The organism is Thalassovita sp. ABM4_323 (assembly GCF_056158665.1).
The window spans coordinates 2,511,235-2,532,344 of sequence record NZ_JBSWTS010000007.1; the positions used below are offsets into that span (position 1 = coordinate 2,511,235).

General features: G+C 61.2%; 23 protein-coding genes. 16 read left to right on the forward strand and 7 right to left on the reverse strand.

What is annotated here, in order from left to right; all coding sequences use genetic code 11:
• The first annotated feature begins 1 nt into the window (after position 1).
• The gene (locus tag ACXADQ_RS14845) at positions 2 to 289 is read left to right on the forward strand and encodes a DUF1330 domain-containing protein (RefSeq protein WP_475322250.1); all 288 of its coding nucleotides are present in this window, start codon (positions 2 to 4) and stop codon (positions 287 to 289) included.
• 61 nt (positions 290 to 350) lie between these two features.
• Here the strand turns inward: ACXADQ_RS14845 and ACXADQ_RS14850 are convergent, their stop codons facing one another.
• The 4 genes from ACXADQ_RS14850 to ssb all read right to left on the reverse strand — a co-directional run bounded on the left by ACXADQ_RS14850 (position 351) and on the right by ssb (position 4,429).
• Positions 351 to 932, reverse strand: a complete 582-nt coding sequence (locus ACXADQ_RS14850; RefSeq protein ID WP_475322252.1) for a VOC family protein — start codon at positions 930 to 932, stop codon at positions 351 to 353.
• 98 nt (positions 933 to 1,030) lie between these two features.
• A complete protein-coding gene (gene typA, locus ACXADQ_RS14855) occupies positions 1,031 to 2,848 on the reverse strand; it encodes a translational GTPase TypA (protein ID WP_475322254.1) in 1,818 nt (605 codons plus the stop codon).
• Complete coding sequence (locus tag ACXADQ_RS14860; protein ID WP_475322258.1) at positions 2,811 to 3,722, reverse strand: GNAT family N-acetyltransferase; 912 nt, start codon at positions 3,720 to 3,722, stop codon at positions 2,811 to 2,813. The genes typA and ACXADQ_RS14860 overlap by 38 nt, the downstream gene beginning before the upstream one ends.
• 215 nt (positions 3,723 to 3,937) lie before the next feature.
• Positions 3,938 to 4,429 carry a single-stranded DNA-binding protein gene (gene ssb / locus ACXADQ_RS14865; RefSeq protein WP_475322262.1) on the reverse strand — a complete coding sequence of 164 codons (492 nt, stop codon included), beginning with the start codon at positions 4,427 to 4,429 and terminating at the stop codon, positions 3,938 to 3,940.
• 182 nt (positions 4,430 to 4,611) lie between these two features.
• Here ssb and ACXADQ_RS14870 point away from each other — a divergent pair, with 182 nt between their 5' ends.
• Together ACXADQ_RS14870 and ACXADQ_RS14875 are read left to right on the forward strand one after the other, a co-directional pair.
• Positions 4,612 to 5,196: a lytic transglycosylase domain-containing protein gene (locus ACXADQ_RS14870; RefSeq protein ID WP_475326092.1), complete on the forward strand. Its 585-nt coding sequence runs from the start codon at positions 4,612 to 4,614 to the stop codon at positions 5,194 to 5,196.
• A 100-nt stretch (positions 5,197 to 5,296) separates the two neighbouring features.
• A complete protein-coding gene (locus ACXADQ_RS14875) occupies positions 5,297 to 6,454 on the forward strand; it encodes a cytochrome-c peroxidase (protein WP_475322267.1) in 1,158 nt (385 codons plus the stop codon).
• On the opposite strand, the gene ACXADQ_RS14880 is transcribed toward ACXADQ_RS14875, so the two are convergent.
• Together ACXADQ_RS14880 and miaA are read right to left on the reverse strand one after the other, a co-directional pair.
• A complete protein-coding gene (locus tag ACXADQ_RS14880) occupies positions 6,455 to 7,291 on the reverse strand; it encodes an AraC family transcriptional regulator (RefSeq protein ID WP_475322269.1) in 837 nt (278 codons plus the stop codon). It abuts the gene before it with no gap.
• A gap of 73 nt (positions 7,292 to 7,364) precedes the next feature.
• The gene (miaA, locus tag ACXADQ_RS14885) at positions 7,365 to 8,246 is read right to left on the reverse strand and encodes a tRNA (adenosine(37)-N6)-dimethylallyltransferase MiaA (RefSeq protein WP_475322271.1); all 882 of its coding nucleotides are present in this window, start codon (positions 8,244 to 8,246) and stop codon (positions 7,365 to 7,367) included.
• 141 nt (positions 8,247 to 8,387) lie between these two features.
• Here miaA and pyrH point away from each other — a divergent pair, with 141 nt between their 5' ends.
• The 13 genes from pyrH to lpxB all read left to right on the forward strand — a co-directional run bounded on the left by pyrH (position 8,388) and on the right by lpxB (position 20,456).
• The gene (pyrH, locus tag ACXADQ_RS14890) at positions 8,388 to 9,137 is read left to right on the forward strand and encodes a UMP kinase (protein WP_475322274.1); all 750 of its coding nucleotides are present in this window, start codon (positions 8,388 to 8,390) and stop codon (positions 9,135 to 9,137) included.
• Between the two features lie 63 nt (positions 9,138 to 9,200).
• Entirely contained in the window at positions 9,201 to 9,767 is a 567-nt protein-coding gene (gene frr / locus ACXADQ_RS14895) for a ribosome recycling factor (RefSeq protein WP_475322277.1), read from the forward strand.
• Positions 9,768 to 9,785: 18 nt separating this feature from the next.
• Entirely contained in the window at positions 9,786 to 10,511 is a 726-nt protein-coding gene (gene uppS / locus ACXADQ_RS14900) for a polyprenyl diphosphate synthase (protein ID WP_475322281.1), read from the forward strand.
• Complete coding sequence (locus ACXADQ_RS14905) at positions 10,511 to 11,296, forward strand: phosphatidate cytidylyltransferase (protein ID WP_475322283.1); 786 nt, start codon at positions 10,511 to 10,513, stop codon at positions 11,294 to 11,296. Before uppS ends, ACXADQ_RS14905 begins: the two co-directional genes overlap by 1 nt.
• Positions 11,293 to 12,468, forward strand: coding sequence for a 1-deoxy-D-xylulose-5-phosphate reductoisomerase (gene dxr, locus ACXADQ_RS14910; RefSeq protein ID WP_475322286.1), 1,176 nt, complete (start codon positions 11,293 to 11,295; stop codon positions 12,466 to 12,468). Before ACXADQ_RS14905 ends, dxr begins: the two co-directional genes overlap by 4 nt.
• A gap of 28 nt (positions 12,469 to 12,496) precedes the next feature.
• Positions 12,497 to 13,837, forward strand: coding sequence for an RIP metalloprotease RseP (gene rseP, locus ACXADQ_RS14915; RefSeq protein WP_475322291.1), 1,341 nt, complete (start codon positions 12,497 to 12,499; stop codon positions 13,835 to 13,837).
• A 99-nt stretch (positions 13,838 to 13,936) separates the two neighbouring features.
• On the forward strand, positions 13,937 to 14,062 hold the full coding sequence (locus tag ACXADQ_RS14920) for a hypothetical protein (protein WP_475322295.1): 126 nt from the start codon (positions 13,937 to 13,939) through the stop codon (positions 14,060 to 14,062).
• A gap of 126 nt (positions 14,063 to 14,188) precedes the next feature.
• Entirely contained in the window at positions 14,189 to 16,543 is a 2,355-nt protein-coding gene (gene bamA, locus ACXADQ_RS14925; protein WP_475322297.1) for an outer membrane protein assembly factor BamA, read from the forward strand.
• Positions 16,544 to 16,581: 38 nt separating this feature from the next.
• A complete protein-coding gene (locus tag ACXADQ_RS14930; protein WP_475322299.1) occupies positions 16,582 to 17,172 on the forward strand; it encodes an OmpH/Skp family outer membrane protein in 591 nt (196 codons plus the stop codon).
• A gap of 62 nt (positions 17,173 to 17,234) precedes the next feature.
• Positions 17,235 to 17,693, forward strand: coding sequence for a 3-hydroxyacyl-ACP dehydratase FabZ (gene fabZ, locus ACXADQ_RS14935; protein ID WP_475322303.1), 459 nt, complete (start codon positions 17,235 to 17,237; stop codon positions 17,691 to 17,693).
• Positions 17,694 to 17,704: 11 nt separating this feature from the next.
• The gene (gene lpxA, locus ACXADQ_RS14940) at positions 17,705 to 18,493 is read left to right on the forward strand and encodes an acyl-ACP--UDP-N-acetylglucosamine O-acyltransferase (RefSeq protein ID WP_475322307.1); all 789 of its coding nucleotides are present in this window, start codon (positions 17,705 to 17,707) and stop codon (positions 18,491 to 18,493) included.
• Complete coding sequence (locus ACXADQ_RS14945) at positions 18,490 to 19,293, forward strand: LpxI family protein (protein ID WP_475322310.1); 804 nt, start codon at positions 18,490 to 18,492, stop codon at positions 19,291 to 19,293. Before lpxA ends, ACXADQ_RS14945 begins: the two co-directional genes overlap by 4 nt.
• A complete protein-coding gene (lpxB, locus tag ACXADQ_RS14950; protein ID WP_475326093.1) occupies positions 19,293 to 20,456 on the forward strand; it encodes a lipid-A-disaccharide synthase in 1,164 nt (387 codons plus the stop codon). The genes ACXADQ_RS14945 and lpxB overlap by 1 nt, the downstream gene beginning before the upstream one ends.
• On the opposite strand, the gene ACXADQ_RS14955 is transcribed toward lpxB, so the two are convergent.
• Positions 20,453 to 21,070, reverse strand: a complete 618-nt coding sequence (locus ACXADQ_RS14955; protein WP_475322314.1) for a thiamine phosphate synthase — start codon at positions 21,068 to 21,070, stop codon at positions 20,453 to 20,455. The two genes, lpxB and ACXADQ_RS14955, sit on opposite strands and share 4 nt — an antisense overlap.
• Positions 21,071 to 21,110: the final 40 nt, after the last annotated feature.

Genomic DNA, 21,110 nt, shown 5'->3' on the forward strand with positions numbered 1-21,110 from the left:
GATGAGCGCACTCTGGATCGCACATGTCACTGTGACTGACGAAAAGGCCTATGCGAAATACGCGGCTCTGGCCGGTCCGGCCGTCACCAAGCACGGAGGCGAGTTCATCGCCCGCGCCGCGCGCTATGTTCAGCTGGAAGGCAAAGAGCGCCCGCGCAACGTGGTCGCGCGCTTCCCCGATCTGGACACCGCCGTCGCGTGCTATCACAGCGACGAATACCAAGAGGCGCTGCAATTCGCCAAAGGCGCGTCCGAGCGGGAATTGCTGGTGGTTGAAACCAACGAGTGACCCTGTCAGCCCCGACATCAAAGGCCGCGCCATTCCAGCGCGGCCTTTTGTTTTCAATTGGTTAGAACGGGTTCTTCGCGCCGCGATCATCGGAGAGCGAGGCTTGGCGCGACTCGACCAGCTGTTCGATCGCATCGGCCAGGTGGATTTCCTGGATGTTGTAATCGCCCCGCTCGACCCGCAGCTTATGCGCCAGGATCATCACGTCCGCATGGGTGCAGCCAACGGGGGGCTCGAATTTATAGGTGGCCAGCTCGATCAGCATGCCCAGCGGGTCCTTGAAGTAGATCGAGTCCATGAACCCGCGATCCTTCACCCCTGAATGCCCGATTCCGCGCGCCTCCAGCCGCTCGGCCGCCTGGGTAAAGCTGGCCCGGCTAAGATTGAACGCCAGATGATGCACGCAGCCCGGTTCTGTAGGTGTGCGCCGCCGATCAGGCTTACGGGTTTCATTGGTGAAAATGGTGATCAGCCGCCCGTCACCGGGATCGAAATACAGATGGCCTTCGTCCGGGTTGTCCAGATTGGGTTGATCGAACACGAAGGGCATGCCCAGCACGCCCTCCCAGAAATCGATCGAGGTTTGCCGGTCAGCACCGGTCAGCGTGATGTGGTGTACGCCCTGAGCTTGGATCTTACGCATGGTTGTCCTCCGTTTGAACAGAAGGTAGTGCGCACAAAAAAGCCCGGCAAGGCCGGGCTTTGTGCGCTGATGCGCAGGTTTTGTGAGGTGCTGGACGATCAGGCCTGTTTGGCCATCCGCTTGCGCTCGTGCGGGTCCAGATAGCGTTTGCGCAGGCGGATCGCGTTGGGCGTCACCTCGACCAGCTCGTCATCGTTGATATAGGCGATGGCCTCTTCCAGCGACAGGGTGACGGGGGTGGTCAGGCGCACGGCCTCGTCCGAGCCCGAGGCCCGCACGTTGGTCAGCTTCTTACCCTTCAGCGGGTTGACCTCCAGGTCATTGTCCCGGCTGTGCTCGCCGATGATCATGCCCTGGTACACCTTCGCCTGCGCGCCGATGAACATCTTGCCGCGATCTTCGAGGTTCCACAGCGCATAGGCCACCGCGTCGCCGTCCTCCATCGAGATCAGAACGCCCGCGCGACGGCCCGGAATGGCGCCTTTGTGCTCGGTCCAGCCGTGGAACACGCGGTTCAGCACGCCGGTGCCGCGGGTGTCGGTCAGGAACTCGCCGTGATACCCAATCAACCCGCGCGAGGGCACATGGGCCACAATCCGGGTTTTGCCGGCGCCGGCGGGTTTCATTTCCACCAGCTCGCCCTTGCGGGTGCTGGTCAGTTTTTCAATCACAACGCCCGAGTAATCGTCATCCACATCGATGGTGGCTTCTTCGACGGGCTCCATGCGGACACCGTTTTCTTCGCGCATGATCACCTGCGGGCGGGAAATCGACAGTTCGAACCCTTCGCGGCGCATGTTTTCGATCAGAACCCCCATCTGGAGTTCGCCACGGCCGGAAACCTCGAAGGCCTCGCCACCGGGGGTTTCGCCGATCTTGATAGCGACGTTGGATTCGGCCTCTTTCATCAGGCGGTCACGGATGACGCGCGACTGAACCTTCTTGCCGTCCCGGCCCGCTAAGGGCGAGTCGTTGATACCGAAGGTCACGGTGATGGTGGGCGGATCGATGGGCTGCGCGTCCAGCGGTTCTTCGACAGCCAGAGCACAGATCGTGTCAGCCACGGTGGCCTTGGCCATACCGGCCAGGGTTACAATGTCACCGGCGACGGCTTCGTCGATTTCCTGCATGGCCAGACCGCGGAACGCCTGGATCTTGGTGATGCGGAACTGTTCGATCTTTTGGCCGATGCGGCTGATGGCCTGCACGGTGGCGCCGACTTTGGCGGTGCCCGATTCGACGCGCCCTGTCAGGGTCCGACCCATGAAGGGATCGCTGCCCAGCGTGGTGGCCAGCATGCGGAAATCTTCGTTTTGGTGCGCCAGCTGCTTGGGCTTGGGCACGTGGTTCACGATCAGCTCGAACAGGGCGTGCAGATCTTTGCGCGGCCCATCCAACTCGGCGTCGGCCCAGCCGTTGCGCCCCGAGGCATACATGTGCGGGAAGTCCAGCTGATCCTCGTCCGCGCCCAGGCTGGCAAACAGGTCAAAGCATTCGTCCAGCGCGCGGTCAGGCTCGGCGTCGGGTTTGTCGACCTTGTTCAGCACCACGATCGGGCGCAGACCCAGCGCAAGCGCCTTGGAGGTCACGAATTTCGTCTGCGGCATCGGGCCCTCGGCCGCGTCCACCAGCAGGACAACACCATCCACCATGCTCAGGATCCGTTCGACCTCGCCGCCGAAATCGGCGTGGCCGGGGGTGTCCACGATGTTGATGCGGGTGGTTTTCCATTCAACGCTGGTGGGCTTGGCGAAGATGGTGATACCACGTTCGCGTTCCAGGTCGTTGCTGTCCATGGCGCGCTCGGCGACGGCCTGGTTTTCCCGGAAGGCCCCGGACTGTTTCAGCAATTCGTCCACCAGGGTGGTTTTCCCGTGGTCAACGTGGGCGATAATGGCGATGTTGCGCAGATCCATGAGGCGTATCCTGACTTGTTCGGGGTCCGCCTATACTGCCTTTGCGCAAAAGGCCAGAGAGAAAGCCACCACCGCGCCGGATCGCCCGGATCAGCGGCGCCAGACGGGGCAGATACAGCCATGTTTGGCCCAATTGTACGGGCTTGGCACCGCTGCCCAGCTTGAACCGGACCAGGCCTGGCGTATTGGTGTCGTCCAGCGTCCCCAGCTCCAGATCCAGGACGCCAAGGCCGCGCAACCGCTGCATCGCGTGCCACAGGATCAGGGTGTGGGCGTGGTGTTTGCGCCCTTGCGCGCCGGTCCAGCCCAGGTGATACGTCGCCCCCGGTGCGTGGAGCAAAAACAGCATCGCCGCGACGGGGGTCGCGCCCAGGCGCGCCTCGATCAACAGGGTTCTGTCGGCCGGGTAGGAATCCAAGATCGCATGGGGCAGGGCGGTATAGCCCCGCTCGGCCTGTTGTTGGGAGTCAGCAGCCAGCAGCCACGCGTGTTTTCGCGAACAGAAACGCCCGCTCGTGAGCGTCAGTGGCCCGGCCATCGCCGCGCGCAGCCGATTGCGCCATTTTCCGTGCATTGCCGCCATCAGTGCGGGTTCGCCTTGGTGCAGGTCCAGCACGGCCAGCCATTGCTGGCTCATCACCGGGATCGCCCCCTGCGCGAGCAGGGTCAGGTCTTGGTTGGGGTCAGCGGCATTGATCACCGTCGCCGTCCGGGGGGCGATTTCTGGCCAACGTCCGCGCGGCAGATAGGCCAGTCTGCCCAGCAGGGGGACGTTCCGATACAGGCAGATTTGATCGCCCATATCCACCTCGGCACCGAGGCGGCGCAGGGCCTGAGCGTATTCACGGGACTGTTGCAACGGGTGCAGGGACATATGGTTTGTTAACCGGATGTCAGTGAAGACAGAGTTAACGTGCCCTATGCAAAATCAATTCCCGCCACCACGTCTGACCTGGCAGGCGCTGACCCTGATCGCTGTGGTTCTGTCGACTCCTGTGGCGGCCATTCTTTGGCTGATCGAGGCGTTGATTTAACCCACAACAAAGCCGCCCGGTTGGGGCGGCTTTGTTGCATCTGTTTCAGCTTGGCTTAGAACGGGATTTCGTCGTCCAGATCCCCGCCACGGGCCGGAGCGCTGCCGCCACCAGAGGGGCCCGAGTCATAGCCGCCGCCGTAGCCACCGCCGCTGCTGCCTCCGCCATAGCCGCCGCCACCTTGACCGCCTTCATTGCGGCCATCCAGCATCACCAGTGTGCCGCCGAACCCTTGCAGAACGACCTCGGTCGAGTAGCGATCCTGACCAGACTGGTCCTGCCATTTGCGGGTTTGCAGCTGGCCCTCGATATACACTTTCGAGCCCTTGCGCAGGTATTGCTCGGCCACGCGAACCAGACCCTCTTGGAAAATCGCGACCGAGTGCCACTCGGTGCGCTCGCGACGCTCGCCGGTGTTGCGGTCTTTCCAGGTTTCCGAGGTCGCGATCCGCAGGTTGCAGACCTTGCCGCCGTTCTGGAATTGCCGGACCTCGGGGTCGCGGCCCAGGTTGCCCACCAGAATTACCTTGTTCACCGATCCGGCCATCTGTCTCTCCCGTTGACTCGTTTGATCCTGCTTACACCATGGGGACGCGAAAAGGTAAAGTTATGATCCGCGCGGCCCGTCGGCATTGGATCAGCAAGCGCCCGCGCATCCGCACGGCAGGGCTGGATTTCATCGCGTATTTGCCTATCTTGTGGGCAATTCAAACGGGTTTGGGCGGTGTGATGCGGAAAATTCTGTGCCTTGGCTGTGCCATGACGTTGGTGATCAGTGGGGTTGCCAGCGCCGATGTGCTGTCGACCAAATCCCGATCGCGGCTGTTCAAATCGCAGACCAGTGTTTTGGATACGCGAGCGGCCTCGCAATACAAAAACAGCGTCGGATTGCAGCCTCCCAGCATTCACACTCCCACGAAATGGGGACCTTTGATGTATGACGGCACCTATCGCGGGCCCTATCTGGACATGGCGCGATCCGCCGCGCGCCGTCACGGAGTGCCCGAAGAGCTGTTCTTGCGCCTGGTGAATCAGGAAAGCCGCTTCAACGCCAAGGCAGAATCGCACAAGGGCGCGCTGGGTCTGGCGCAGCTGATGCCCGGTACGGCCAAGACGCTGGGCGTGGATCCGAAAGTGCCGTTTGAAAATCTGGATGGCGGCGCGCGCTATCTGGCGGAGCAGTACAGGACCTTTGGCAATTGGCGACTGGCTCTGGCGGCCTATAACGCTGGCCCGGACGCGGTAAAGAAATACCGCGGCGTTCCTCCTTATAAGGAAACCCAAGGCTACGTCCGGGCGATCTGGGGCAGTTGACGCCACAAATTGGTGACTAAAATACTCTGGTAATTTTCCGTCGGCTGTGCCACCAGTGGGGGCAGGAACACGCACCCATTTGATTGAGGCACGAAAGCTGATGAGGCGAACGACAAAACTGGCTGCGGTGGCGCTGGCCATAGCTGCGACGGCGGGCAGTGCAGACCCGATTTCCACACAGGCCGAACTGGGCGAGATGTTGTTCTTTGATACCGAATTGTCGCGGGATCGGACCCAGGCCTGTGCCTCGTGCCACGCGCCGGAAACCGGGTTTGCTGATCCCAATGGAACCTTTCTGGGGTGGGCCACATCAATTGGTGACGATGCAGAATTGCTGGGCGGGCGCAACGCGCCCACGGCAGCCTATGCGTCTTTTTCACCGCGGTTTCATCAGCGCGCGGATGGGGTCTATGTTGGCGGGCAGTTTCTGGACGGGCGCGAAACCGATCTGGCTGGACAGGCGGGGGGGCCTCCGCTAAATCCTGTCGAAATGGCCATGCCCAGCAAAGCCGCCGTTGTCGAGCGCCTGATGGAAAACCCGCTATATGTCGAGGCGTTCAAAACGCTGTTTGGGAATGAAATCTTCTTGGACCCGGAACACGCCTATCAGGCGATGACGCAGGCCATCGCAAGTTTCGAGAATGCCGAGGTCTTCTCACCATTCGATTCTAAATATGACAGATACTTACGCGGCGAAGCTAAACTAACACGCCAAGAAGATTTGGGGCGCGTGTTGTTCTTTTCGCAGCAGTTCACCAACTGCAATCTGTGCCACAAACTGCGCGAAAGCGAAGTGGATCAGACCGAGACATTTACCAACTATGAATACCACAATATCGGGGTTCCGGCGAATGCCGAGCTTGAGGCCAAACTGGGCGCACCAGTGAACGACAAAGGGCTGTTGGAGAACCCGGCGGTTGACGATCCCGGACAGGCGGGCAAGTTCAAGGTGCCCACATTGCGCAATGTCGCGGTCACCGGGCCATACATGCACAATGGGGTGTTTCAGGATCTGCGCACCGTGGTCCTGTTCTACAACAAGTTCAACGCGCGTTCGCAAATGCGTCAGATCAACCCGGAAACTGGTAAGCCCTGGCGCGCGCCCGAGGTCGACGGCACCTTGTCTCTGAAAGAACTGGAAACGGGCCCGGCGCTGGAGGACGAGCGCATTGACGCATTGGTAGCTTTTTTGCGTACGCTGACGGATGCGCGCTATGAACCGTTGATGCAAGAGCTTGCCACCGATCGCGACGAGTGATCAGCATCGGTTCTCTGGTTTGACCTGCGCCATTTGCCGGCGCAGATCCGAGGGCGTCTTGCCCGTGTGCTGCAACACGAAACGCGAGAAATAGGCAGGGCTGCCGAAGCCCAGCTCTTCGCTGATCTGCTTAAGCGGCATTCTGGTGGTTTCGATCATCTCGCGCGCTTCGTACAGGCTGCGCTGGGTCAGGATATCGGCGGCAGTGATCCCTGCGAATTCGCGACACGCCCGCGACAGATGAGTGGGGGTGACGCCCAGCATGGCGGCAAACTCGGCCATTGGCTTGCCCGAGCGGAATTCCTGGCTGACCAGGGCGCTGAAGGCCTCGACCAGGCGTTGCCCGGCCGGAGGTTTCGGCTCTTTGGGGCCATGCAGCGCCAGGGCCTGCCGCCGCATCCATACCGAAATGAGCGTCACTTGCGCGCGGGCGGCCTCGGCGGCGAAAGGGGCGTTCTGGTCCAGCTCGCGTTGCAGATTGTCCAGCAACCCGGTGAGCTCGGATTGCGCATGTACGTCGCGAATCCGCAGCAACATCGGGGCGTCATGCAGCGTCAATGCGTGGTCATGCGGGATTTCGACGACAAGCCCAAACCCCGTGCGCCCCGTGTCTAAGGAAAACAGCGTTCCGGCCGGAATATGAAAGGCGTTATGCGCGCCAACCCCACGCCGCACCCCTTGCAGCAGAGCCAGCCCGTGCCCCTTGGTGACCCAGATCAGCAGGTCCTTGTCATGCTCGTGCAATTGCGTCAGCCGCCAAGCGCCCGCGCGGTTCCACTGGTTCAGCGAAGACACGGTGATACTGTCGGGTGTCAATTCTGTCAGTTTCTGCGCCATTGGTTGGTTTTCGGCAATTTTGCTGCGGTGCTTTGCCAGAAATCAAGCGCAGAAAATCGTAAAAAGTAAATGATTATATGCCCGACGGGCGGTATTTTTGCCAGGTTTTCATTTTGGATCGGAACCAGGTGCGCTGTCTTTTGGCGAATTGGCGGGTCGCGATCGTGGCGGCCTCGCGGGCCTGGTCCAGGGTCAGCTCGCCATTCAGGTGGGCGATCAATTCCGGCGCGCCGATGGCCTTGGCGGACAGGCGGGTTGGGTCCCAGTTGGGAAGATTGGCGCGGGCTTCGTCCAGCGCGCCTTGTTCCAGCATCAGATCGAACCGACGGGCGATGCGGGCGTTCAGCCAGTCTTTGTCGACGTCAAACAGGATCGCAGTCGTCTGATCCAACGGCAGCAGAGGCGGGGGCGTGGCGTCCTGCCAAGCCGCCAGCCCCGTGCCGGTGGCGCGCAGGACCTCCCAGGCGCGCTGGACCCGCATCGGATTCTGTATGTCGATGCGCGCGCGAGTTTCTGGGTCCAGCGCTTCAAGAAGAGGGTGGTGGCCTTGGGTGGCGATGATCTGGTCCGCCTCGGCCCGGATCTGCGGGGGCGTGGCGGGGATGTCGGCCAATCCGTGCGTCAGGGCGCTGAAATACAGGCCCGTGCCCCCCACGATGATCGGGCGCTGGGGCCCTTGCAATACCGGAGCAACCTCGCGCAGCCAATGACCCACGGAATAGTCTGCCGCTCCGGGCACATGTCCATACAGGCGATGCGGCAGTTCGGCCTCGTCCTGTTCCGAGGGACGCGCGGACAGCACGCGCCAGTTGTCATAGACCTGAAGCGCATCGGCATTGATGATCAGGCCACCGGAATGGCGGGCAATGTCCATCGCCAGCGCAGATTTCCCCGAGGCCGTGGGCCCCGCGATCAGCACCGGCCTGTCGGGTGGGATTTGCGTCAGGTCGATCATTTCCCCGCCATAGCCGGTTGGTGCCCTGTTGGCAAAGACCAAGCATGGGAAATCCTGCGCAATTCGGGACTCTCGGATTGAACCCGGCCGCGTTTTCCGACATTTTGCGCGCAATCAGAATTGCCTTACCCGGAGCACCCCATGGCCGATGACGCCCAAACCCCCGCCGAGCTGCCCTCTGACACCAAGTATAAAAGGGTGATGCTGAAAATCTCGGGGGAGGCGTTGATGGGGCCGCAAGGGTTTGGCCTGCACCCGCCGACCGTGGAACGCGTCGCACGCGAGGTGAAATCGGTTCATGACCTGGGGGTCGAGATCTGCATGGTCATCGGTGGCGGCAACATTTTCCGAGGCCTGTCCGGAAGCGCGCAAGGGATGGAGCGCACGACCGCCGACTACATGGGCATGCTGGCCACGGTGATGAACGCCTTGGCAATGCAGTCCGCGCTGGAAAGCTTGGGCGTCTTCACCCGCGTCATCAGCGCCATTCCGATGGATCAGGTCTGCGAGCCCTATATCCGCCGCCGCGCCGTGCGCCACCTGGAAAAGAAACGCGTCTGCATCTTTGCAGCCGGCACCGGCAACCCCTATTTCACCACCGACACTGCGGCCACGCTGCGCGCCAATGAAATGGCCTGTCAGGCGATCTTTAAGGGCACCAAGGTGGATGGGGTCTATGACAAGGATCCGGTCAAATTCGACGATGCCAAGCGGTTCGACACCGTCAGCTATGACGACGTTCTGGCGCAGCATCTGGGCGTGATGGATGCCAGCGCGATCGCCCTGGCCCGCGACAACAACCTGCCGATCATCGTCTTCTCTTTGGATGAACCGGGCGGGTTCCGCGGTATTCTGGCCGGGCAAGGCACCTATACAACGGTGGCGGGATAAGGGTATCCTGTCGCAAAGGCACTATGACCCGCGCCCAAGCGGGCAAACAGGAAGAGCAAGAATATGTCTGACGAAGAATTCATGATCGACACTGACGATCTGTCCCGCCGGATGGATGGCGCCATGAACGCGCTGCGCAACGAATTTGCCTCGTTGCGGACCGGGCGGGCCTCGGCCTCGATGCTGGACCCGATCCAGGTCGAAGCCTACGGCCAGATGACTCCGATCAACCAGGTTGGCACCGTCAACGTCCCCGAACCGCGCATGGTCACCATCAACGTATGGGACAAATCCATGGTGGGCCCCGTTGAAAAAGCCATTCGTCAAAGCGGCCTGGGCATCAACCCGCAGCTGAACGGCACCATCATCATGCTGCCCATTCCCGAACTGAACGAGGAACGCCGCCGCGAGCTGACCAAGGTCGCCGGCGACTATGCCGAGCGCGCCCGGATCGCCATTCGCAACGTGCGCCGCGACGGGATGGACCAGATCAAAAAGGCGAAATCCAACGGCATGTCCGAGGACGACCAGAAATTCTGGGAAACCGAGGTGCAAGAGCTGACCGACACTCATATCGCCGGTGTCGACAAGGCGCTGGAAAGCAAGCAAGCCGAGATCATGCAGGTCTAAGGACCGAAAGGGGGTCTTATGCCCGCTGACGCTTACTCCGAGCGTGGCCCCCGCCACGTCGCCATCATCATGGATGGCAATGGCCGTTGGGCGCAGGCGCGTGGGAGACCGCGCCTGTTTGGCCACCATGCCGGGGCCAAACGCGTGCGCGAGATCGTCGAGGCATGCCCCGATCTGGGGGTCGAATACCTGACGATCTTTGCCTTCTCGACCGAGAACTGGAAACGCACCCAGGTCGAAGTTGCCGGTCTGATGAGCCTGTTTCGCCGCTATATCACCAAAGAGGCCCGCGCCCTGAAAGAAGAGGGCGTGCGCGTGCGCTTTATAGGGGATCGGGTGAAGCTGGACGGCAAGCTGATCTCTTTGATGGACGAGTTGGAACAGCTGACCGCCGAGAACACCAAGGTGAACCTGACCATCGCGCTGAACTATGGTGGCCGCGACGAGGTCGCCCGCGCCACCAAACGTTTGGCCCAGGACGTGGCCGATGGCCGCCTGGACCCGGCCAGCGTCGATGAAGAGACCCTGCCGAAATACCTGGACACCTGTGTTTTGCCCGATCCCGATCTGGTCATCCGCACCAGCGGCGAGGCGCGGATCTCGAACTTCTTGCTGTGGCAGTCGGCCTATGCTGAATACGAATTCATCGACACGCTGTGGCCCGATTTCAGCGCAAAGATCTTTGGCGAGATCGTCGGCAGCTATTCCAACCGGGAACGCCGGTATGGCGGGGTGAAAGCATAATGGCCTCGAAATGGGATGATCTGGCGCCGCGGATCTTGTCGGCGATTGCGATGCTGGCGGTGGGCTGTTTTGCCATCTGGCAGGGCGGTTGGGTCTTTACCGTGCTATTGGCAGCTGTGTGCGGCCTGATGGTGTGGGAGCTGGTGCGCATGTTGCAGCCCGACACACCGACCATCGCGCTCCAGCTGGGGGCTTTGGGGGCTGGTGCCGTCTTGTTGGCGCTGTATCTGCCGCCGATCTATGCGCTGCCGGTGCTGGTGGCGCCGGGGATCGTGGGGCTCAGCTTGGTCAAAACGCATCGCGGAATCTACCTGGCCTATACACCGTTTTTGCTGCTGGCATGCCTGGGCGCGATGGTGCTGCGCTTGGATCATGGAGTGATCTGGATGCTGTGGCTGGTCAGCGTGGTGATCGTTACGGACGTTGCTGGCTATTTCGCCGGTCGTATCCTGGGCGGGCCGAAATTCTGGCCCAAGGTCAGCCCCAAGAAAACCTGGTCCGGCACCGTTGCGGGGTGGATCGGCGCAGCGATTGTGGCGCTGGTCTTTATCAACCTGACCGGGGCAGGGGGCAGCCTTGTCTGGATCAGCATGGTGATGAGCTTTGCCTCGCAGATGGGGGATGCCGCCGAAAGCGCGATCAAGCGCAAAACCGGCGTCAAGGACAGTTCCAACCTGATTCCTGGGCATGGCGGATTGCTGGACCGGTTCGATGGGATGCTGGGCGCGTTGCTGTTGTTCCTGATCGCGGGCGGACTGGCTGGATTCCCGCCGGTGGCGTCATGAGACGGGTTTCGGTATTCGGGGCGACGGGCTCGATCGGGCAGAACACGCTGGACCTGATCGCACGGGCGCCGGACGACTATGACGTGGTTGCGCTGACCGGCGGGCGTAATATCGCGCAATTGGCGCGGGACGCGATTGCGCTGGAGGCCGATGTGGCCGTGACCGCGCATGACGAATTGCTGGACGATCTGAGCGCAGCCCTGGCCGGAACGGGTGTCGAGGCCGCTTCCGGCACGCAGGCCTTGACCGAGGCTGCGGCGCGCCCTGCTGATTGGGTCATGTCCGCCATTGTCGGTGCGGCGGGGCTGGCGCCCGGTTTGACGGCCTTGGAACAAGGCGCGACGCTGGCGCTGGCCAACAAGGAATCGCTGGTGACGGCGGGACCGCTGTTGGTGGACACCGCGCGCCAGAATGATGCCACCGTGTTGCCCGTTGACAGCGAACATTCCGCGATTTTTCAAGGGCTGGTGGGCGAGGACATCAACGCGGTCGAGCGCATTATCATCACCGCAAGTGGCGGGGCCTTTCGCGATTGGCCGCTGGACAAACTGGCTGGCGCGACGCTGGAGCAAGCATCCTCGCATCCCAACTGGGACATGGGGCAGCGGATCACGATCGACAGCGCCTCGATGTTCAACAAGGCGCTTGAGGTCATTGAAACCAAAGAGTTTTTTGGCGTCCGTCCAGATCAGATCGAGGTGCTGGTGCATCCAGAATCCATGGTGCATGCCTTGGTGGGCTTCAATGATGGCGCGCTGATGGCCCATGTGGGCGCGCCCGATATGCGCCACGCCATCGGCTATGCACTGCACTGGCCCCAGCGGCGTGATCTGCCGGTCGAGCGGCTGGATCTGGCCCAGATCGGGCAGTTGACCTTTCGCGCACCCAACCCTGAACGCTATCCCGCGCTTCGCCTGGCCCAAGAGGTCATGCAGACCGGCGGGATGATGGGGGCGATCTTTAACGGGGCCAAGGAACGGGCGCTGGATGCTTTCATCGAGGGGCGCATCGGATTTCTGGATATGGCCCATGTCGTGGAAGAGGTGATGACACAATTGTCATCCGATAATGGCCTTATTCGCGCCGGGTTTACCCTTGATAACGTGTCCAAAGCCGATCAAATGGCGCGTATGCGGGCCGATCAAATCATGTCGGCCCAAGCAGCAGAATGACCCAAACAGGCAAGAACGGGACAGAACAGTGGAATTTCTAAACGCAATCCCCGCAGTTGGTGGCGTTCTTTCAACCTTGGTGGCCTTTGTTGTGGCCCTGTCCGTGATTGTCGCGATCCATGAATACGGCCACTACATCGTTGGCCGCTGGTCGGGCATCCATGCCGAGGTGTTTTCGCTGGGCTTTGGGCCTGTGCTGTTTTCGCGCAAGGACAAGCGCGGCACCCAATGGCAGATCGCGGCCTTGCCCTTTGGGGGCTATGTGAAATTTCTGGGCGATGCGAACGCCGCCAGTGGCCCCGACGAAGAGGCCGTGGCTGCCATGCCCGCTGAAATGCAGCGCCACACCATGCTGGGCGCGCCTTTGTGGGCGCGTACCGCCACTGTGGCCGCGGGGCCTGTGTTCAACTTTATCTTTTCGATTCTGGTGTTTACGGGGATCGGCCTGACCTCGGGCGTGATCAAGGATCCGTTGACCGTGGGCGAGGTTCTGCCGGTTCCCTATCAGGTGAATCTGGCCGAGGGGGATGAGATCGTCTCGATCGAGGGGCTGCGCCTGTCCGACCATACGGCCGGGTATATGGATGATCTGATCGATGCGCTGCCGGTGCAATCGACGCTGACCTATACTGTGAAACGCGACGGGCAAACGCTGGACGTGACTGCGCCGCACCCGATGACCCCGATCATTTCGCAATTGGCGCCGCAATCGGCGGCCTATGATATTGACCTGAAAATTGGCGATGTGTTCCTGGCCGTGGACGGGGAACCGATCCTGGTATTCGAGCAGCTGAAAGAGGCTGTTGTCGCCGCCGAGGGCGCGCCCCTGGTCGTAACGATCTGGCGCGATGGACAAGAGCTGGACTTCACCCTTGCGCCGCGCCGCGTGGATGAGCCTCAGCCCGAGGGCGGGTTCAAGACCCATTGGCGCATCGGCATCGTGGGCGGCATGTTCTTTGAGCCCGCCACCGAATATGCCGGCCTGGGCAGCGCGTTTACCAGCGGTATCCTGATCACATGGGAGATCATGCGCGGCTCGATCTCGGGCTTGTATCACATGATCACCGGCGCGATCAGCAACTGCAATATGTCCGGCCCGCTGGGCATCGCCGAGGTGTCTGGCGCGATGGCCAGCCAGGGGACACAAAGCTTTATCTACTTTATCGGGGTACTTTCAGCGGCAGTGGGCCTGCTGAACCTGTTCCCGATTCCCGTTCTGGATGGTGGCCACCTGGTGTTTTACGCCTACGAGGCCGTGACGGGGCGCACCCCCAGCGACAAGGTGCTGCGCATCCTGATGACCGCCGGTCTGGCGCTGATCCTGACCACGATGTTGTTCGCTCTGTCCAGCGATATCTTCTGTCCCTAAGGGCGCTTTGGTCGGCGGATCGCCCCCATTGCGCCCAACTTCCGCCATTTTCCGCCGATAGGTTTCTAGGTAACGAAATCCTTTAGAAGGCGGAAAACGATGCAAACGATTCAGAATGGAACACGCGGCCTGAGCCTGCTTCTGTTGCTAAATTGGGACCGTTTTCTGGTGGTCGGCACGCTGATGCTGGCCCTGGCCCTGGGGTCTTACTGGCGATCTTTCTGAGTGTCCTTGGTTACGTCAGTCGTGAAACGCCCGCTTGTTTGCTCAGGCGGGTGTTTTGCCGTTTTGACAATACAGGGCTTTCCCGATACTCAGGACGCCAATGGGATGTCAGACTGAGTTGACCACATGACCACTATGATCGGCGGTCTGCGGCTAAGCCGCGCCGTGAAACACATCGAAATCCGCCGCTATGGCGCTCTGTTTTTTCTTTTGATCGCAATGGCTTTTGCCTCGGTCCCGCAAGGGGCGATGGCGCAAAGCTATAAGTTCAATTCGGTACGGATCGAAGGGAACCAGCGCATCGGGGGCGACGCCATTCTGACCTATGCGGGAATCGCGCGGGGCCAGACCGTATCGGCCGCCCAATTGAACGGCGCCTATCAGCGGATCGTTGCCAGCGGATTGTTCGAATCCGTCGAGATCGTGCCCCGTGGCGGCACCCTGGTCATTAAAGTGGTGGAATACCCCACGATCAACCGCATCTCGATCGAGGGCAACAAGCGCATCAAGGACGAGGTTCTTATGGCCGCACTGCAATCGCAGCCGCGCCGGGTGCTGTCGCCCTCGATTGTCGAATCCGATGCCGAACTGATCGCCGCCGCCTATGCCCAAGAGGGACGTCTGTCGGCCCGTGTCAGCCCTAAGATCATCCGCCGCAGCGACAACCGTGTTGATCTGGTCTTTGAGGTGTTCGAAGGCGGTGTGATCGAAATTGAACGCATCAGCTTTGTCGGAAACGAGGCCTATCGCGACCGCCGTCTGCGCCGCGTTCTGTCCACCAAGCAGGCCGGTTTGTTGCGTCAGCTGATCCGCTCGGACACCTTTGTCGAGGACCGGATCGCCTTTGATCAACAGGTGTTGCGCGACTTCTATCAATCGCGCGGCTATGTCGATTTCCGCATCACTGGCACCAATGTAGAACTGTCCGAAGAACGTGACGCCTATTTCATGGTGGTGAATGTCCAAGAGGGTCAGCAGTTCCGCCTGGGTCAAATCACGGCCAGTACTGATCTGGCAGATGTGGACGCGGATGAATTCGCCGCCGAGCATAAGCTGCGCGAAGGCGTGGTATACTCGCCCAGCCTGATCGAAAACGCGATCACGCGTCTGGAACGTCTGGCTGTCGCTAAGGGGCTGGACTTTGTGCGGGTCGAACCGCGTATTACCCGCAACGACCGTGATCTGACGCTGGATGTTGAATTCCTGATCAAGCGCGGCCAACGCGTGTTCGTCGAGCGGATCGATATCGAGGGCAACGCGGCCACGCTGGACCGTGTGATCCGGCATCAGTTCCGCATTGCCGAAGGTGATCCGTTCAACCCGCGTGAAATCCGTCAAAGTGCCGAACGCATCCGCGCGCTGGGGTATTTCGCCAATGCAGATGTGAAAGCGCGTGAAGGCTCGGCGCCCGATCAGGTAATCGTGGACGTGGATGTCGAGGAACAACCGACAGGGTCTTTGACCCTGGGGGGCAGCTATTCGACCAACAGCGGCCTGGGGCTTGTGATCAAACTGTCCGAGGATAACTTCCTGGGACGCGGCCAACGCCTAACCTTGTCCTTTTCCGGCGCGGATAGCGAATCTGGCTATGGCTTCAGCTTTACCGAACCAGCGTTTCTGGGACGGGATGTCAGCTTTAGTGTTGGTCTGAACTATGCCGAGACCCAAGGCTCTTATGCGAACTATGACACCACGGTCGGCAGTTTCCGCACCGGATTTGGGTTCCCGCTCAGCCAGAATGGTCGCCTGAATCTGACCTATAGCGCCGTGCGTGGCGAGATGCTGGACAATGGCAGCACGACGGGCGGAATTGTCGCCTCGGAGATCGCGCAGGGGGCCCTGTGGTCCAGCGCTTTGGGATACAAATACACCTATGATACCCGCCGCACCGGTCTGGATCCGACCGCTGGCTGGCTGCTGGAGTTCGGTCAGGAATTTGGCGGTGCCGGTGGTGACAACGAGTATATCAAGACTACGGCCCGGGCCATTGCTCAGAAAAAGATCTTCCACGAAGAGGTCACCCTGCGCGCCAGCCTAGAAGCCGGTATGCTGGCCTATGGCAGTGGCACCACGGGGCGTTCGATTGACCGTTTCAACATCGGGTCGGGCATCATGCGCGGTTTTGAGCCCGATGGCATCGGTCCGCGGGAATATGCAGCTGGCACCGTGGATGACGCCTTGGGCGGGGACATGTTTGCCGTCGCCAAGTTCGAGGCCGAATTCCCGCTGGGCCTACCCGAGGAATATGGCATCACCGGTGGCCTGTTCTATGATGTCGGCTCGGTCTGGGGGGTGAATAACCTGGGCAGCGCGACCAACCCGGTTCTGTACGATGATTTCAATGCGCGCCATGTGGTTGGGATCTCGGTTTTCTGGACCACGCCGATTGGTCCGCTGCGGTTCAATTTCTCCAAAGCGTTGAAGAAAGAAGCGCAGGACAAAGAGCAGACCTTTAACCTGACCATCGCAACCACATTCTGATGCGTGTGGCGGTTCAACGTAGTGCAAAAGGGCTGGCCGTGCTGGCCCTTCTGTTTTTTGCTCCGATGGTCACCGCCCAAGAGGCGATGCCCGCGCAAAGCTCTGTTCTGACCATTGATTCCGAACGTATGTTTGCGGATTCCCTGTTTGGTCAGCGGGTGACGCAGGATTTCGAAGCGCAAAGCAAGCAGCTTGAGGCCGAAAACCGCGAGATCGAAGCCGAGTTGATCGCCGAAGAGCAAGAACTGACCGATAAGCGCGCGACCCTTTCGACCGAAGAGTTTCGCGCCCTCGCGGATGCCTTTGATCAAAAGGTCGAACTGATCCGCCTGCAACAAAGCTCCAAATCGCGCGCGTTGACCCAAGCTCTGGATACCGGACGGCGAGAGTTCCTGAGTGCGGTGCAACCCATCCTGGCCCGGATCATGACCGAAACCAACGCGGCCATCATTGTCGAACAGCGCAGCGTATTCCTCAGCCGTTTGTCCATCGACATCACCAACCTGGCGATCGAGCGTCTGGATGCGGAAATTGGGGCTGGCAATCAGCCCAACCCAGAGCCCAACCCAGAGCCCGATCCGGCTCCTTCTCCTGAAGCCAGCCCACAAAGCACGGAAGACGCGCAGTGACGCTTGCCCAGCGGGGTCTCAGTTGGTAGGGGATGGGCCAAGTAAAAGAAAGGAAATCGACCATGTCAGAGCAGTTGTTGAGCGCGGATATCGCCTTGATTCAGCGGATCATCCCGCATCGCTATCCGTTCCTTCTGGTGGACAAGGTCGTCGATATTGACGGGTATCAATCGGGCCGTGGCATCAAGAATGTCACCATGAACGAGCCCCATTTCCAGGGCCATTTCCCTGGCAAGCCGATCATGCCCGGTGTCACCATCATTGAAGCCATGGCCCAGACCGCCGCCGTTATGGTCGGAACCGCGCTGGACATGGCTGACAAGAACATGCTGGTCTATTTCATGGCCATCGACAAATCCAAGTTCCGCCGCATGGTCGTGCCCGGCGACGTGCTGGAGCTGAACATCACCACCGTGCGCGGCAAACCCGGTGGCAAGGTGTGGAAATTCTCGGGCGTGGCCACGGTTGACGGCGAAATGGCCGCCGAGGCCGAATTCACCGCCATGATGGATCTGGGCTAAGGAGCGCGCGCATGAGCGGCGACATTCATCCTTCGGCCATCATCGAAGACGGTGCCCAGCTGGGCGAGGACGTCAAGATTGGTCCGTTCTGTATAGTTGGCCCCGAGGTCGTTCTGGGCGACCGGGTCGAGCTGAAAAGCCACGTGGTTGTCACCGGCAACACTCAGATCGGCGAAGACACGGTCATCTTTCCGTTCGCCGTGATCGGCGAGATTCCGCAGGATCTGAAATTCGCCGGTGAAAAGACCCGTCTGGAGATCGGCAAACGCAACCGCATCCGCGAACATGTCACCATGAACGCTGGCACCGAGGGCGGCGGAGGGCTGACCAAGGTGGGCGATGACGGACTGTTTATGGCCGGCTGTCATGTGGCCCACGATGTTATCCTGGGGGATCGGGCGATCGTGGTGAACTCGGCCGCATTGGCGGGGCACTGCATCATCGGGGACGACGTGATCATCGGCGGGCTGTCGGGCATTCACCAATGGGTGCGGATCGGGCAGGGCGCCATCATCGGCGCTGTGACCATGGTGACGGCCGACGTGATGCCCTATGGCCTGGTTCAGGCCGACCGGGGCGAGCTGGACGGGCTGAACCTGGTGGGTCTGAAACGGCGTGGTGTGGCGCGGGCGGATATCTCGGCCCTGCGCGAGGCGTTCAAGAAACTGGGCTCGGGCGACGGCTCGTTCCAGGAACGCGCACGCGCCCTGGGCGAAGAAACCGACAGCGACTATGTGCGCCAGATCGTGGAATTCGTGACGGGCGCCTCGGACCGGTCATTCCTGACCCCGAAAACATGAGCGGACGCCTGGCCATATTGGCGGGCAGCGGCGGATTGCCCGTGGCCTTGGCCAAGGCCGCACCGGATGCCTATTGCGTGAGTTTCGCCGGGGTCCCGACCGGGCTGAGCGCCACGCAAGAACATCAGTTCGAAAAGCTGGGTGCACTGTTTGACGATCTGCGCGCCAATCAGGTGACCCGCGTCAGTTTTGGCGGTTCCATGAGCCGCCCGCCGCTGAATCCAGCCAATTTCGACACGACGATGATTGCTCTGGCGCCGCGTCTTTTGGCGGGGATGCAGGGGGGCGATGACGCCTTATTGCGCTTGGTGATCGAGATTTTCGAAGAGCAGGGTTTTCAGGTGGTCGGCGCCCATGAAATCGCCCCCGATCTGACCGTCCCCGAAGGCCTTTTGTGCGGGCCTGCGCCCTCGGAGCAAGCGCTGAAAGACGCCGAGCGCGCGGCGGATATCCTAAGCGCCTTGGCGCCAGTCGATGTTGGGCAGGGCTGCGTTGTGGCGGGCGGCATTTGCGTTGGGATCGAGACCATTCAGGGCACCGATGCGCTGTTGCAGATGGTGGCGCAGACACCGAAACATCTGCTGCGCGGGCAGGCACCGGTTTTTGTGAAATCCCCCAAGCGCGGGCAGGATTTGCGGGTCGATATGCCTGCGATCGGCCTTGCGACCGTGGAAAATGCCGCTGCGGCTGGGGTTCACGGCATTGTGGTTCAGGCCGGTCAGGTGTTGCTGCTGGATCGCGACGACATGCTGCAAGCCGCAGAAAATGCAGGGATTTTCATCTTGGGACGGCAGCTGTGATCCGGGTTTTCCTGATCGCTGGCGAGGCCTCGGGCGACAAACTTGGCGCGGCCCTGATGGCGGGGCTGAAATCCCTGACCGATGTGGAATTCATGGGGGTCGGCGGCCCTCTGATGCAGGCCGAAGGGATGGAAAGCAACTTCCCGATGGACGAGCTGTCGGTGATGGGCATCGCCGAGGTGCTGCCCAAATACCGGCACCTGAAACGTCGGATGGAGCAAACCGCGCAGGCTGTTCTGGATGCGCAACCGGATGTGTTGATCACAATCGACAGCCCCGATTTCTGTCTGCGGGTGGCCGCGCGGGTCAAAGAGCATTCCAATATCCGCACCGTGCATTACGTCGCTCCCACCGTCTGGGCCTGGCGCGCCGGGCGGGCTGCGAAAATGGCCAAGAAAATCGACCATGTGCTGGCGCTGTTCCCGTTCGAGCCCCCCTATATGGAAGCCGAGGGGATGGAGTGCGATTTCGTGGGTCATCCGGTCGTGGCCGAGCCTCTGGCTGACGCCGCGCAGGCCCGGGCGTTTCGCGATCAGCACGGGCTTGGGGATCGGCCGGTCTTGATGGTGCTGCCGGGCTCGCGCCGGGGCGAGGTATCCCGTCTGGCGCCGATTTTCGGGCAAACGCTGGCGCCGGTTCTGGCCGCGCGACCCGAGTTGCAAGTTGTGATCCCGACCACGGCCAATGTCACCGATCTGGTGCGCGACCAAGTGGCCGACTGGCCGGTGCAACCGCTGATCCTGTCCCCACAGGGTCAGGACAAAGAGGCCTATCTGGCCGAAAAACGCGCCTGTTTCGCGGCAGCCGATGCAGCGCTGGCGGCGTCAGGCACGGTGTCTTTGGAACTGGCAGCGACGAACACACCAATGGTGATCGCCTATGACATGAGCTGGCTGAGCCGTCAGATCATCGGGCGGATGCTGAAGGTGGATACGGTGACGCTGGTCAATCTGGTCAGCGACACCCGCGCGGTGCCCGAATTCATCGGGGCGGATTGCAAGCCCGATCAGATCGCGGCTGGCTTGCTGGACGTGCTGGACAATCCCGGCACTCAGCTGGAGGCCATGCGCCTCACGATGGAGCGTTTGGGTCGCGATGGCGAAGCGCCTGGATTGCGCGCGGCCCGCGCGGTGCTGCGCGGGTTAGGGCAGGGCGCGCATTAAAACGCGGCCTGTAGCGTGGCCAGGGCTGCGACGGGATCGTCAGATTTCCAGATCTCCTCGCCAATGCCGAAGAAATCAGTCACGGGTGAGATTTTGGCGATCAGTTCGGGGGTCAGCGCGCCTTCGGCCACGACCGGAACCTCGATCATCATGGACCACCATTCGAACAATTCGTGTTCGGCCACTGTGCCGTCGAACAGGGGGGTCTGCCCCACCGGGCCAAAGCTGACATAGTCCGATCCGGCTTCGCCCGCGCTCATGCCGTCGTGGCGCGAGGCCCCGCAGAAGGCGCCGACAATGGCGTCATCGCCCAGCTCTTTGCGCGCCTTGCGGACCGAGCGCGCGCCGTCCGTCAGATGCACACCATCCAGTCCCAAACGTTCGACCATCAGGATATGGCTGTCCACGACCAGCGCCACGTCCCGCGCGATTGTCACCTCGCGCAGCGCATCGGCAGCGCGCGACAGGCGATCTTCGTCACGGGTGGACATGGACAGGCGCACGCAGGCGATTTCCGTGCTGTCCAGCACGCGGCCCAATTGGTCAGGGAATTGCGACAGTTCGAATTCGGGCGGGGTGATAAGATAAATCTGCGGCTGCTCGGATTCGGCCATGGCGAAGGCTCCTGTCACTTGGTTTGAGCACGCTATACCC

Excerpts from the sequence above, each read along its gene's own strand:
- ACXADQ_RS14845 (WP_475322250.1), top strand. The coding sequence starts at position 2 with ATGAGCGCACTCTGGATCGCACATGTCACTGTGACTGACGAAAAGGCC.
- ACXADQ_RS14850 (WP_475322252.1), bottom strand. The coding sequence starts at position 932 with ATGCGTAAGATCCAAGCTCAGGGCGTACACCACATCACGCTGACCGGT.
- typA (WP_475322254.1), bottom strand. The coding sequence starts at position 2,848 with ATGGATCTGCGCAACATCGCCATTATCGCCCACGTTGACCACGGGAAA.
- ACXADQ_RS14860 (WP_475322258.1), bottom strand. The coding sequence starts at position 3,722 with ATGTCCCTGCACCCGTTGCAACAGTCCCGTGAATACGCTCAGGCCCTG.
- ssb (WP_475322262.1), bottom strand. The coding sequence starts at position 4,429 with ATGGCCGGATCGGTGAACAAGGTAATTCTGGTGGGCAACCTGGGCCGC.
- ACXADQ_RS14870 (WP_475326092.1), top strand. The coding sequence starts at position 4,612 with ATGCGGAAAATTCTGTGCCTTGGCTGTGCCATGACGTTGGTGATCAGT.
- ACXADQ_RS14875 (WP_475322267.1), top strand. The coding sequence starts at position 5,297 with ATGAGGCGAACGACAAAACTGGCTGCGGTGGCGCTGGCCATAGCTGCG.
- ACXADQ_RS14880 (WP_475322269.1), bottom strand. The coding sequence starts at position 7,291 with ATGGCGCAGAAACTGACAGAATTGACACCCGACAGTATCACCGTGTCT.
- miaA (WP_475322271.1), bottom strand. The coding sequence starts at position 8,246 with ATGATCGACCTGACGCAAATCCCACCCGACAGGCCGGTGCTGATCGCG.
- pyrH (WP_475322274.1), top strand. The coding sequence starts at position 8,388 with ATGGCCGATGACGCCCAAACCCCCGCCGAGCTGCCCTCTGACACCAAG.
- frr (WP_475322277.1), top strand. The coding sequence starts at position 9,201 with ATGTCTGACGAAGAATTCATGATCGACACTGACGATCTGTCCCGCCGG.
- uppS (WP_475322281.1), top strand. The coding sequence starts at position 9,786 with ATGCCCGCTGACGCTTACTCCGAGCGTGGCCCCCGCCACGTCGCCATC.
- ACXADQ_RS14905 (WP_475322283.1), top strand. The coding sequence starts at position 10,511 with ATGGCCTCGAAATGGGATGATCTGGCGCCGCGGATCTTGTCGGCGATT.
- dxr (WP_475322286.1), top strand. The coding sequence starts at position 11,293 with ATGAGACGGGTTTCGGTATTCGGGGCGACGGGCTCGATCGGGCAGAAC.
- ACXADQ_RS14920 (WP_475322295.1), top strand. The coding sequence starts at position 13,937 with ATGCAAACGATTCAGAATGGAACACGCGGCCTGAGCCTGCTTCTGTTG.
- bamA (WP_475322297.1), top strand. The coding sequence starts at position 14,189 with ATGACCACTATGATCGGCGGTCTGCGGCTAAGCCGCGCCGTGAAACAC.
- fabZ (WP_475322303.1), top strand. The coding sequence starts at position 17,235 with ATGTCAGAGCAGTTGTTGAGCGCGGATATCGCCTTGATTCAGCGGATC.
- lpxA (WP_475322307.1), top strand. The coding sequence starts at position 17,705 with ATGAGCGGCGACATTCATCCTTCGGCCATCATCGAAGACGGTGCCCAG.
- ACXADQ_RS14945 (WP_475322310.1), top strand. The coding sequence starts at position 18,490 with ATGAGCGGACGCCTGGCCATATTGGCGGGCAGCGGCGGATTGCCCGTG.
- ACXADQ_RS14955 (WP_475322314.1), bottom strand. The coding sequence starts at position 21,070 with ATGGCCGAATCCGAGCAGCCGCAGATTTATCTTATCACCCCGCCCGAA.